We start from the raw sequence: 13,320 nt of genomic DNA, 5'->3' as shown, positions 1-13,320 counted from the left end.
AGTTTGTTTATTATTATGTTAAAATTACAATTAAACATAATTACATACATATTGTTAATTTTTAATTGGCTCTGAATAAAGAGATATTGCAAGCAAAGCTTGAGAGCAAGTACCTATACTACTAGTCGCTCCGACTAAATTTCCTTGAAATAGAAATTGCATAAATAGAAAAATGCATATGAAAGATAATAAAGCATGATAAAAGCTTCTTTTCGCAAATACGAGATTACGTAAAATAGCTAAAAGCATTAAGCATATAAAAATACTGCCACGTAATAATCCCTGAGTTACTAAAACAAACGTTAAACCTGATTCAGAAAAGGGATTTTTAGTAATGTCGTAGCCAAAATCCTCATAAGGTAATATCCATCCCCAACCAGTAAGTGGTTTTAAGGCAAATAGCTGTGAGTGCAAATCCCAAATTAGTTCTCTTCCTGCTCCTGTCCTTTCTACATTTACAATGTCTATTCGCAGTATTTCTAATATAAAATTTTGAAAATCTTGTTGTATAGCAATAAAGATTGGTAATGCAGCTAAAAATAAAAGTAAAGATATAATCCAATTTTTATTGTTTAAATATATCGATATCATACTAATTATTGCTACCGAAATAAAAGCAGTTCTAGAATAACTAAAAAAAATACAAATAGAGCATAAAACAATAAACATATTTATATGAATTTTGTTTAGACAATTTTCCCTTATTATGCTAGGGAATTTAATTAAAGCTACACCAGTCGCAAAACCCAATGTTGCTACAAATGCAACGCCATGATTCCGGTAGGTCGGGAATGAAGCAGGAGTATAACTAGGAAAATTTTTCATTGAATCCCAAAGAGTAATATAATCAAATTGAGTTGTGTATTCCGTCCATCCGCTTATTTTTTGAAATATGATTTCTCCTAGTGGTACAGGTAGCATTTGAATGATAATATTAATTACGATAAACCAAAATATAAACCAACAAAATTCTCTTAAAAATATTGTCCATTTTCGACAATTATTTAAATAATAAATAACTGCTAAATGTATAACAGTAATTCCTAAAGAATTAAATAAATTACTAATTTTATTATCATAAAAAACTACTGTAAATAAAACAGACATAACAGTCCAAATACAAATTAATTTTGCTCCCAATTTTTTCATAAAAAACATATTGTTAAGAAGTTTGGTATTAAACAGTTTTAAACCAACTACTAAACATATTGGCGGTAAATAATTATAATTGAATAAGTTAGGAAGTAAAACAGTTCCAAAGATAGGTAACAAAAATACCATATTAATCAGTAAAAAATATTTATTCATGTTTGTTTTGTTTTATTTATGGTGTTACGGATGAAGCCTTTAATCGAATAAAGTTTAAAGTTTTGCTTTTGAAAATAGCTGTACTGTAATAGATAAAACATGAGAAAGAATTAAAATTTTGGCTATTTATTCTATATATAACTCCTTTTTGATTATAATTTAAGGAGTAATAATTTTATTCATTCTTTATACTTTAGTTTGATTAATTATTTCTGTATATAATTTAATAGAGCGTTGTGCATATGTTTTCCAACTTAAATCTTGCTTTCGTAATTCTAATGCAGCTTGCTGCTTCTGTTTAAGTAAATTGGAGTTTTCTGCTAATTTGCTAAGTAGAAAACTAATGACTTGACTATCGCGCGCAGGTATTAAATACCCAGCAGGGTACTCTTCTATACCGTTCTCTAACATGATAGGTTGAGTGCCTGACATCCGTAACAAATCTTCCCCTCCTGTATTAGTAGTACAAATTAGTGGTAAACCAGAAGCAAGAGCTTGAGCTTGTACATAAGCAAGTCCTTCTTCAATGCTTGCCATTACAAAAACGCTACTGTTACGGTAGTAGTCTACTAACTTTGCTTGGGGTACATGACCAACAGATTTAATTCGCTCCGTAGCTCCCGCTAGCAATCGAGATGTTTCTGCTGTAGCTCCACCAACCAAACACAGTTCACTATTTGGTATATTTGCATCCATAAAAGCTCGCGCTAGATAGTGAATACCTTTACGTACACTCAAAGAGCCTGCATAAATTACGCGAAAGATATTATCCTGCTTCACTCCTGGTGAAAAGCTATTGATATTTGTACCAAAAGGGTTGTGAACTAAACGTTGTTCAGGAAATTCTTGACTGAGAAAACTGCGTTTAACAAATAAGCTAGGTACTGCTATTTGGTCTACGAGTTCATATTCCCGTAACTCCTGTTCAACAATTTTTGGATGTGTTTCATTCCAAGTCAAACCTAATTGATCATATTCTTCCCTCAGCAATTGACACTGCACGCTCATGTGAGAAGAACTACGCTCTAAGAGAAACGGTACGTTATTCTTTTTTGCCCAATATATTGAAGGTTCAGAAAAACTTGACCAGCCATGTACTAGGGTACTACCTTCTAAATAGCGAGCCGCATGTTGACTAAATAAATGATGAAGAAAAGCTTGGGATTTCATTACAAGCTTTTCTCCTCCAACTTTGTGAAAAACACTACTAAACAGAAGTGTCAAAGGTAAACTAACTACTTTCTCGTCTGGTATTCCCCACTGACGAGTTTTGTATTTAGGGTAGTTAGTGATTAAGCGATGTAATACTCCGGCTGTATTGAGTTCCCGTGCTAGGTCAAAAGCGTGCCATCGCCCACCGACAACAAGAGATATTTTCATATTTATACAGTTTCCTTTGTACCTATAACTATAAGTGTTTGTGCCCATGTTTCTTTTACCTTTTCAGAGAGAGGAAGAAAAGGTATAGTAATGTTACCAAGTATGAATGACACTGGGTAAATAACTTTAGAAACTAATTGCAAAGGATGTGCTGAAAAAAAAGAAAAATAGTTATGAGGTAATGCATAAATACGCTGTAGGTCTAAATCCTCAAATTCTTTTCTATGGGAACTACAACTATAATCAATTTCAGGAATGTTATAACCTGCTAGGCCGTGTTCGCGTACCATGCTTCGCATCAAATGCTGACCACAAGGAACTATAGATACAATCCAACCACCTGGTTTTGTTAAAGAGTAAAGTTTCTTCCAAATTTCTTGACGCTGTGATAATTCTAAAAAGTGTTCTACTACACCGAAATGATAGCACATGTCATATAGTTGAGAACTTTGATACTCAAAAATGTTAGCTACTTCAACAGTCGCTTCAATAGGTTGAAATTCAGAAACCTCCTTCAAAAAATTTTGCGCCCTGTTAGCTACAGCGCTTGATACATCTATACCATGAACTTCAAAGCCATTTAAAGCTAACCGTGCAAGATGAATTCCTCCTCCACAACCTAACTCAAATAGGCGGTTTTTTTGTTTAAGTTTAGTAACTTTTAAAATTCTACGCCATACCTGTCCAAGTCTTTTAAGCTTTTCCATTTCATATTTTGAGTAACAATGATGCTCATATTTCCCATCTAATGCTAATTCTTTCTGCCAAAGTTTGCTTGCATCATATGTATTTATATCCATAAACATCTCCTAAATTTATGTCGTTGTTAATTTTATTTTTTTCTGAAAGTAAATACATGCAATGATTTTAAGAACATGCGAGGTGATCAAACCAATCATAATACCTAATTCAGATAACCACCACCCTAGTATCAAGATAATTATTGTTTTTGCAAGTGGTTCTATCGCTTGAATAATCAAATATGTATTTAAGCTCCCTGATAGTTGTAGTGCGGAATGAAATTGAACAGTAGCAGCTTGAATAATTACAATAACAGCAATCCAAGGAATCATCCAATAACCATCTTGAAAGCTTTTACCTAAAACAGAATTTAAAAGGTATGGTCCGATTGTTGTTCCTCCCAAAATTAGCAGTGTTAAAAGACATATTAAAACAATAATAGCTTTTTTTAAATAACGATTTACTAAATTAGGTTTAGTCCAATCTAAATGTGCTTTACTAGCACTAGTCATAGCATTGGATAATAAACCAACAGGAATCATTAAACCTGTTATACCTATATAGTTACCTAAACTAACTAAAGAACCAAAGATAGAGAAAGTCCATATATCTATTCTAGCAGCAAAAGATTCTAGCAAATAAGGAAAGAATGATTTTACAAGAGGATAAATTGGTGGTTTTTCTTTTAGCAGTTCTCCCTTCAGCAACTTCTCTTTTTGGAACCAACCAACTAAAAGAGAAATAAAATGCATAACTATATATAGAATTATAATAGATTTCACAGATACAAGGTTAGTCAAAAATAGGATAAATAGTAAAAATAAATAGCTTCCTTGTAGACCTATTTTCATTGCATACTGACCGTTAATACTACCAACAGCAATATAAATAGCAGAAAGACTGCCACCTAAAATGTATAACGGGAAATTGCTATAATAAATAATACTAAGTATTCGAGCTTCATCTGAAAGCTTATTAAAAATAAAGCTGATAGCTATACCTATAGGAATAAATATAAATGAAAGCCAACAAGTATAGTAAATGGTTCGGCGCCATGCCTCTTTACCAGATATTTGTTTTGAAGTAATTAAGCCTTGCAATAATCTCTCCCATTGGCAAGTTCCTAATGTAAAAATTGTAGATGGAACGAGAATAACTAAAGCAAGTAGTCCTCGTTCCTCAGAACCTAATGTTCGGTTAAGCAATATAGAGGCAGGGAAAGAGAATAAAGTTGTTAAAACTTCCCAACCCAAGCTTCGAGAAACTCCAGGAGTAACTTGATCGAGTATTCTAAATAATTTATGGGGCATATAAAAATACTCGGAATAATTAAAAAATATACTTTTGAATTTAATAAATAACTGGTTTGACAAGACGAACAATATTTGCACTAATTAAAAAGTCATCGACATTACATTCGTTTAAGTATTTGACTTTCAATTGATTAAATAAATTAGGGTATCTTGTCTTAAATGCTAGAGATTGAGGGCTTAATTCTAATATTAAATTTTTAATTTTAAAATTAACTTCCTGAAATAAGCTACAATAATCCTTAGTCTTTAAACGAGAAAAAAGATTAAGCTCTATATATCTTCCTCCACTTTGAAAGTCTTCTTCTTTCGCTAAAAAGCTTTGAATATACTTTACATAATTTTGAGAATCTAAAGCCAAATGATTGAAAGCATTTTCTAATCCACCTCGACCTGAAAAATGATCGCCACCAGCACAATACCAAAGGGGACCATAGCTAGCATAAAGCGTCCCCCCTGGCTTTAAAACACGGAACGATTCTTGAAGGACTGATTTTAAATCTAAGCAATGTTCAAAAACTGCGTCTGATGCACATAAATCAATTGAACTATCTGTTAAAAAAGAATGATCTTCTAAAGAAGACTGACGAAATTCTACATTAACACCTAATGAATGGCAGTAGCTAGCTATTTGCTCCCAGGATTGTTTAAATTCAAACAAATCTGTTGCAATAATCTTTTTTGGTTTTAGCCTTGCCCAAGAAATAACATCCCAACCTGTTCCAGTTCCTTGAACTAAAACAGTAGCTTCTTTTATATTGCAAAAAGCGGCGCCCCAGTGACGACGAGTTTCTAAAGGCATCCCTCGTCCTGGAAGTATGAGTGACGGGTTAAGATTACTTAGGTTTTCCGAAGATAAATAACTACGGGCATAAGCCGAAAGTAAAGGGCGAGTAAAACAATAAAATAAGCGTTTAAATAAACTTGTTTTATGTCCTTTGTCTTGCTCAAACCAAGAGTTCAGGTAGTAATTTTTCATAGCTTTTTACAATGTATCTTTATCGACTAAATTAAGATATTTTGACTGCTGTAGCTCGCATAACTCTGGTGTAAATACCCGTTGAAGGTCCTCCTGTTTCAATAAAGTGAACTAATTTGATGATTTGTCGTAAAATTCTCCATAAGGCATATCTAATTATACCCTTTAAAGAAGTTGGTTGTGGATGATGTTCCTGAAATTGAAGTTTGCTAAAACCACAAGTTAAAAGTATATGTTTTAAACTAACAGTTGTATAAGTTACTTCATGAGTAAAGTCACTATGTACTGTACCCCCAGCAAATGGTGAATCGCCATTCGGTAACTGTAATATTAAACGACCTTCAGGAACAAGAGCAGAGTGAATAGTATCCAAAAATTTTACGGCTTCTTCTTTACTAAAATGCTCTAAAATATCAAAGGCTGTTATTAAAGAAAATGTGTCTGGATGTTGCGACAGATATTTGATTGCATCAGCACAAACAACTTGTGGAAACTTTTGGCGGGCAATTTGCACTTGTTCAAAACTTATATCTACTCCATATAAGCTTGTGAATCCTTCTTCTTCTAGCAGACTCAAAATATTTCCAGAACCACAAGCAACATCTAAAACCTTACTACCTCGTGATACTTCCTCCACCCAAGAACTAATAGCACGACGTAGGTTAATAATATTACGAGCATTCTGCTTCTCAGGGTTTGGTAGAATATCTTGTAAGAATTGTTTATTTTTCGATACATATGTGTCATAAACACGTTGCCGATAATTCATTTTATTTTACTAACTCCAAAATTGTTTTAAGCCGATTTGCATAAGTATTATGCTTTTGAACTATAATCTGAATACCTAGCTGTCGCATTTCCTCTCGTTCTACTGGATGTTCGAGTAACCACTTGCATTTTTCTGCAAGGTCTTGAGGTGAAGAAAAAAAACCATATTCTGGATAACCCTTAAGAATTTCTCTATGTTCGTTAGTATCCTCATAAATACCGCATCCGCCACATGCCGCAATCTCAAATGTTCTAAGCGTCGATTCGTCTCTATTACGTTTCCTGACAATACCAAGAGATAATTTAGAGCAATAAATAGCTAATCTTAATTGTTTATCAAAAACAGTCGGGTATTTCTGCCATTTACTAATAAATATTCTTTGCCAAGCGCCACCATATAACCTTAAATTTAATTCGGTTAATGAAGCTATAGATTTTAAATAAGGTAAACGCTCGGTATCGCCTGTTCCAATAAAACATATATCTGTTTCAAACAATTCTTTGTCAGATTGACAAATATTATCTGGTTTATAATGAAGAAAAGGGTCATAAGCAAAAGGCATAAATACTGCTCTTTTAACTCCGTGTTTAGTTAGGTCGGATAATATTGCTGTTTTTGTACTTAAGACTAAATCGTATTTTTTCAAATTATCTAGAAATTTGGAACAATAGTGCCAATGATTCCAGGGGTCATCTGTCAAATAATTAACTATCTTAGCATTGAACAGATGCGAGATATCAATAACTTTATCTGTAAGAGGCAAAATACCTATTACTAAAACTACTTTAGGTTGTAGCTGCTCAATAATTTCAACTATATTTTTACTAAATAAGCACCATTCTAAAGGGCGTTTACCTGATAATTTAAAAAATGCTTTACCCCATAAATGCTTCATGGATGGGGCATAGTTATGTATATTAGAATCTATTACAGCTACGTCTAACCCTAGCTCTTTAGTTGCCCTGCTCATTATGCTTCCAATATGAAATTTTTCTGATATATTTCCAATAATTAGTATTTTTTTAAGCTCACTCATAGTTTTTACCTATCAATAACTCTTGACATAACTTCGTCCCTTGCCGAACGCGCAATGGCAAAAACATTATGTTTATGCTCTTTCCAAGGTTGACTATCCCATAACAACTGACGTGAATTAGCATCATACCAAGCTAAATCATAGCCATAGTCTGCAAGTAAGCTCGTAAGTTGCTGTTCCGAGAAGCCAAAAAAGCGCAGTTGAGGAGCATTTATTTCTAATAACCATACCGGAGGATTTTGTTCTGAAAGCATATTCTTCGCTCCCTGAAATGCTAAGGGTTCTGCTCCTTCAATATCAATTTTTGCCATAGCATACCGTTTGCCAAATAGTACATTATCTAGACTGACGCATGGAACCTCTACAGAGGTAACATTATTTGTTGGAGTTGTTTGTACATGATTTAGAGAGTCTTCTTCATATTGTGAAAAATATACGTTTCCAGACGATGAACCTACTGCAACTGCATGAATATTTACATTGTCCAGATTATTTATATCAACATTTTCTCGTAATCTGCTTAATACTTTTGGGCTAGGTTCAAATGTATCTATGCTTCCAAGTCTACCAACAATAGATGCTGCTAGTAGTGTATAAACACCAATATTTGCACCAATATCAAGAAAATGATCGTTAGAACGTAGATAATGCTGTATGAAACTCATTTCATGATAATCAAATAAGCCATTAGTATAAATTACCCCACCTGCTGATATGCTGTCTGAATAACAACGCAAATAAATATTATTGAATATTTTTAAATCCCAGTATTTACCTTTAACTCTCTTATTAATTTGCCATTTAATTGCGTTAGCTAACCTTGGTATTTTACAATCACGATTAGCTGGATGCGACCAAATATAGTTAATAACATTAATACTGTGATATAGCTTAGTCTGTAAGTTTATCATTATCTAATTCAATATCAGTAACATCAAATATTAATCATTTTTGGAATTATTAATTATAATTTTAAGTAGATTTATTTTTGCTTAGTTGCAACAATGAAACAAGTACCTTTATATTTTTTGTCTTGTTTACCAAATTGCTCCAAACAAGTGTAAGTTATGATCTCACATCCGAAAGAGCAAAGTTCAGATTTTACTTCTTCCTCATCTACAAAATAAACAGCATCATTATCAATATAGTAATTTCCTGATAAACAAGTCGGGTTTAGATTAATTAAGAAGGGAAATTTAACTTGGGGATAGTTATTTTTGATTTGATATGGATAATAAATATTCCTTAAGCCAAAGTGCAAAAAAGCATCAATTATATTACCATCATTAAGTTTTTCTTTTAAGGGGGCAACTATTTTACCATATTGTAATGAAGGAATTCTTCCTAAACCTCTGAAATTTGGGCACAATATTATTATCATACCTCCTGGTTTTGTTAACCGAAACATTTCTTTCAAAAATAAGTGAGGCCAAACTAAGTGTTCAAGTACATAAAATGACAAAACAACATCATAGGAATTACTTTCTAGATTGGTATCATAAAGAGATGCAGATACAAAACTTGCTTTTCCAGCGTAACTGTTAATATTTTCCTGTATCTGCCTCTTACTCCAATCTAGACCAGTATAGGAAATATTAAGGTCTTGAAGATTTGCAAAAACATGTCCTGATCCACAACCTAAATCTAATATGCTCATACCAGAGCTTATTTGTTGGCGAACTAGCCAGTGATAACTATCTTTTGTCCACGTTTCGTTAGAATTATGTGCTTGATAAAAATATTCACTTATTTCAGGTCGATTATAAAATAATGTCAAGTTTTGATTGAGTTGGTCAAGTTGAGACTCAGCATTAGTATCTGTAGCCGATACCAAATTAAGATGTGACATAATTACTTTCCTTTTACTATTGAAAATACTATTTTTTTCGTGATTAATTAAGTAGTATAATGTTTTATTTTTTTTATTTTAGTCGATGACTGTAGAGACGATAAATCCAAGGGTTATGGGCTATGTACATAGTTATGTAGTTATTTATTGATATTTTGCCCATCTTATTTTCTAGCAATTTTTGAATATCAAACCAATCAGCTTCTGTAAAAATATCTGGGTCATTTCCTAGTGCAGTTCGTAACTCATTTCGTGTTTTAGACATCAAGGCTATTTCTGCAATTTTAAGTAAACCTGGCATTACCTTCGATATCTCGTATTGAGATTTCACCCATTGCCCTCCTTCTTCAGATAAATGTTTTTTAAGTAGCTCATCTTGAATAATTTTTATCATAGCCTCAACCATACTTGTTTGGTCGGTAACAACTAACCCACCACGTTGGTGTCCAACAACTTCTAGCTGGCTATTATCTTTGCTTGGAGTACTTAAAGTAATTACAGGACAGCCACAAAGCATTGCCTCTGCTAGTACCATCCCAAAGCTTTCACCAATGAACGAAGCATGAAGGAAGACATCAATTGCACTATAGCAGATGCGTAAATTTTCATCACCTTGAATGAAAGGTATTTCGATAATCCTTTTACGTATATTTTCAGGAATAAATGTCAATAATTGTCGAAGTTCATCAGGTAAACCAATTAGTAATAGGTACGCTTGGGAATACTTTTGCGCCACTGCTGTAAAAGCATCAAAAATAATTGGCGACCATTTTGGTAAACTGCGTTGAGCAATACGTCCGAATACAAAAGCTTCTACAGGGATACCGTAAGCATTACGAAAAGCGTTTCGACTATCTGAAGAAACTTGGTAAAACGCAGAGGAATCAACCATGTAAGGAACTACAGCACCGATTGGAGTTGGTTTTATTCCGCGAGACCACTGTTTCCATTTCCATAGACACCAACGTGATAATTGTAAATGAATATCTATTAAATTTCTATCAGATGAGTAGTCTACTCGTGAAAATACATTAGTTTCTAATACTCGATTGTTATAACTTTTAAGTTTTCTAATTATATTTGCTGTTTTAGGATCTGCAAAACCTCGACGGTGGATATGAATAATATCAGGTTTCCACTCTTTTGCAAATTGTAATGCTCTATTTTGTTCTTCTAATAAATTGCCTCCTATAAATACTGATATATTATAATTTTTTAGCACCTCCTCTCTGCTTCCTCCTGCATTAATCGCTAGAACTGCACTTTGGCACCCTGCTCGTTTATAGCCTAAAGTGTAATTCTGAGCCGCTCTTTGGGTTCCACCTGCTCCTAAGTCTCCAACTACTGTTAAAACTCTCATAAATACTAAATATCTATAGTTGTTGAGTAACCAAATTAATAGCTAGGCAAAGTTGTTTAGGATGAGGTGATTGAAATAAATTACGCTTTGGCTGCTTATCCTGAACTATTGCTTGAGAAATTACTCTTAATAATTCAGAGACATCTCCCGATGGAAAAATTTCTCCAAGTTTACTATTGGTTATTAAGTCCTGCCCAGAACCCACCTTATCACTTACAACCACTCTCAAACCAAACTGTAGAGCCTCGTTAACTACCAACCCCCATGTTTCACCACTTTGAGAAGGTAGAACTAATGTATCTGCCATTGCATAATACTGTCCTAGCTCTGACTGGTTCTTGAAACCTAAGAAAACAGCTCTTTCTCCTAACTGTGCTTTCGCTGTAGTTTCAAACTGCTGCCTTAATTCACCATCCCCAACAGCAAGCAACCAAAGTTTTTCCTTTTGTTCCGGCGCCAGCATTGCGAGTGCATCGCAAATCAGTAAAGGGTTTTTAGGCGCAAACATCTTACCACAGTAGATAAAAACATGGTCATCTGGTTTAATGCCTGCCATCGCGCGTAAGTGTTCCCTTTGTGGCAACCAAAAGTCTACCTGCTTCTGAAAGAAATCAACGTCGATAGCATATTTAACCAACGTTAAGCGGCTTTCATCAACTCCCATTCGACGGTAGTGCCTAATTGAATTAATACCAATAGGGAAAAAATGGGTAAATTGACGATAGTAAAGAGTTAGCAAAATCTGTCGTACGTTCTTCTTGATAGAAGAACGTATTACTGCTTCATCTGTAGTCTCAGCCCTTAGCATTAGCTTATGACCAGCTAAACGTAAAAATACTGTACTAGCTGTGATAAAAGTGGGTGAGTAAGAAAAAATTAACACACTATCAGGTTGAAAGCTGTTAATCGCACTAACCGCTTGAATAGCTAATTTAATCCCTGCAAACCCTTGTAAACTTTCAAGTGAACTGCTAGACAAGAACTCATAGTCAAAACCTTCTGTTGGCTTTGAATCCCACTGGAAAACAACTCCAAAATTTGGGTCTTCTCTTGGAATCACTCCATGATTACAACCAAAAAATACTTTCAACTGTAAACCTGGTTGCTGGTTTAAGTAGCAAAAAACAGGTGCAAAATACTGAATTGGATGAGTAACAAGAACTGCCAAACGCATTTGATTTTTTTTTCTTCATAGCTTTTATAGACGGTAAATGCAGGTTGGTATACATTAAAAAACTACTACCCCCGTTAGAGTTTCATCAGATATGAGTTATCCTACTTCTCTAAAATCATGTCGAATAGCAGTGTTAGTGCTATCTTAAAACGTTTACACATACTAAGTTCAGAAACACTGTTGTCACTGTAGTAGCTGTACTTAAGTAGTTAATTTGTATAAGAATAGCTTACATCACAATTATAAAAAGTCACTCGTGGTATTTACTGATATTTTCAGGATTTATGCATAAAAAGACATAAACCCGGTTTCTAATGCTGCAAGTATTCTTTCTGCCATGACTTCATGTGTAAATCTTCAATGCGCGTAATATTTTGACGCAAACGCCGAGCAATTGTATTAATTAACGGATGCTTTGGAATATTACTATCGCGACGAATTTCCCAAAGTAACGCGCTACGCACAATAATATCTAAATCATCAAACTTAGGCGCCCAGGAAAGCACCTCCCTAATTTTCTTCCCACTAGCAGTTACACAAGCAGGGTCGCCTCGGCGCCGTTCGCTTTCAAGTACAGCAAAATCAACTCCAGAAATTGCCTTCACACGTTCAATTACCTGATGTACACTGTAACCGTGACCATATCCACAATTCAAAACCTGACTTGAATTACCCTCTTCTAAATATCGCAATGCTGCAATATGTGCCGAGGCAAGGTCTTCAACATGGATATAGTCACGTATACCAGTACCATCAGGTGTAGGAAAATCTGTGCCAAATATTCTAACACCTGGTTTGCGTCCGAGTGCTGCATCACACGCCGCACGTATTAAGTGTGTAGCATTCGGATTCATTTGCCCAATTCTTCCTTTTGGGTCGGCGCCTGCTACATTAAAGTAACGCAGTATAACATAGCGTAAATTAATAGCTCGACTTTGGTCTTGAATCAACCACTCGCTCATTAACTTAGAGCGTCCATAGGGGTTAATAGGAATAGTAGGGGTTTCTTCTGTGACGGGGTTTTGCTGCGGTTCACCGTATACAGCAGCAGTACTAGAGAAAATTATTTGGTTAACACCGAATGTTTCACAGACTCGGAGTAAATTCAGCGTGTTGCGAGTATTGTTCGCGTAGTAGTCAAGTGGATTCACAACTGACTCTGGAGCAATTAAACTAGCTGCAAAATGTAAGACAGCACTAAATTTATAGCGCGCGAACATTTTATACAAGCGTTCAATATCACCTAAATCGCCAGTAATCAGTTCACCAAATAACACAGCGGTTGCATTGCCTGTTGAACAGTTATCGTAAACTACTATGTCATAACCAGCTTCACCAAGTTGACGAACAACATGCGAACCTATATAACCCGCTCCACCTGTAACCAAAATTTTCATTCTCATTAGGTCTCCCT

General features: G+C 34.4%; 12 protein-coding genes. All 12 read right to left on the bottom strand.

The window, feature by feature from the left end; genetic code table 11:
• Nucleotides 1-54: 54 nt before the first annotated feature.
• The gene (locus AC2JBO_RS15110; protein WP_496954473.1) at nucleotides 55-1,308 is read right to left on the bottom strand and encodes an O-antigen ligase family protein; all 1,254 of its coding nucleotides are present in this window, start codon (nucleotides 1,306-1,308) and stop codon (nucleotides 55-57) included.
• 186 nt (nucleotides 1,309-1,494) lie between these two features.
• The gene (locus AC2JBO_RS15105; protein WP_496954472.1) at nucleotides 1,495-2,688 is read right to left on the bottom strand and encodes a glycosyltransferase family 4 protein; all 1,194 of its coding nucleotides are present in this window, start codon (nucleotides 2,686-2,688) and stop codon (nucleotides 1,495-1,497) included.
• Nucleotides 2,689-2,690: 2 nt separating this feature from the next.
• Nucleotides 2,691-3,488, bottom strand: a complete 798-nt coding sequence (locus AC2JBO_RS15100) for a class I SAM-dependent methyltransferase (protein WP_496954471.1) — start codon at nucleotides 3,486-3,488, stop codon at nucleotides 2,691-2,693.
• Nucleotides 3,489-3,503: 15 nt separating this feature from the next.
• Complete coding sequence (locus AC2JBO_RS15095) at nucleotides 3,504-4,739, bottom strand: lipopolysaccharide biosynthesis protein (RefSeq protein ID WP_496954470.1); 1,236 nt, start codon at nucleotides 4,737-4,739, stop codon at nucleotides 3,504-3,506.
• 40 nt (nucleotides 4,740-4,779) lie between these two features.
• The gene (locus AC2JBO_RS15090; RefSeq protein ID WP_496954469.1) at nucleotides 4,780-5,718 is read right to left on the bottom strand and encodes a class I SAM-dependent methyltransferase; all 939 of its coding nucleotides are present in this window, start codon (nucleotides 5,716-5,718) and stop codon (nucleotides 4,780-4,782) included.
• A gap of 31 nt (nucleotides 5,719-5,749) precedes the next feature.
• Nucleotides 5,750-6,487 (bottom strand): class I SAM-dependent methyltransferase, encoded by a 738-nt coding sequence (locus AC2JBO_RS15085; RefSeq protein WP_496954468.1) that lies wholly within the window; start codon nucleotides 6,485-6,487, stop codon nucleotides 5,750-5,752.
• Between the two features lies 1 nt (nucleotide 6,488).
• On the bottom strand, nucleotides 6,489-7,523 hold the full coding sequence (locus AC2JBO_RS15080) for a CgeB family protein (protein WP_496954467.1): 1,035 nt from the start codon (nucleotides 7,521-7,523) through the stop codon (nucleotides 6,489-6,491).
• 5 nt (nucleotides 7,524-7,528) lie between these two features.
• Complete coding sequence (locus AC2JBO_RS15075) at nucleotides 7,529-8,434, bottom strand: FkbM family methyltransferase (protein WP_496954466.1); 906 nt, start codon at nucleotides 8,432-8,434, stop codon at nucleotides 7,529-7,531.
• A gap of 71 nt (nucleotides 8,435-8,505) precedes the next feature.
• Entirely contained in the window at nucleotides 8,506-9,372 is an 867-nt protein-coding gene (locus AC2JBO_RS15070) for a class I SAM-dependent methyltransferase (protein WP_496954465.1), read from the bottom strand.
• Nucleotides 9,373-9,445: 73 nt separating this feature from the next.
• Nucleotides 9,446-10,732 carry a glycosyltransferase family 4 protein gene (locus AC2JBO_RS15065; RefSeq protein WP_496954464.1) on the bottom strand — a complete coding sequence of 429 codons (1,287 nt, stop codon included), beginning with the start codon at nucleotides 10,730-10,732 and terminating at the stop codon, nucleotides 9,446-9,448.
• Nucleotides 10,733-10,745: 13 nt separating this feature from the next.
• Nucleotides 10,746-11,906 (bottom strand): glycosyltransferase family 4 protein, encoded by a 1,161-nt coding sequence (locus AC2JBO_RS15060; protein WP_496954463.1) that lies wholly within the window; start codon nucleotides 11,904-11,906, stop codon nucleotides 10,746-10,748.
• 311 nt (nucleotides 11,907-12,217) lie between these two features.
• Nucleotides 12,218-13,309: a UDP-glucose 4-epimerase GalE gene (gene galE / locus AC2JBO_RS15055; protein WP_496954462.1), complete on the bottom strand. Its 1,092-nt coding sequence runs from the start codon at nucleotides 13,307-13,309 to the stop codon at nucleotides 12,218-12,220.
• Nucleotides 13,310-13,320 lie beyond the last annotated feature (11 nt).

This window comes from Calothrix sp. CBUCES-K 9914 (genome assembly GCF_059640475.1).
The sequence above is the reverse complement of the archived record's forward strand: the minus strand, read 5'-3'. Positions and strand labels throughout refer to the sequence as shown.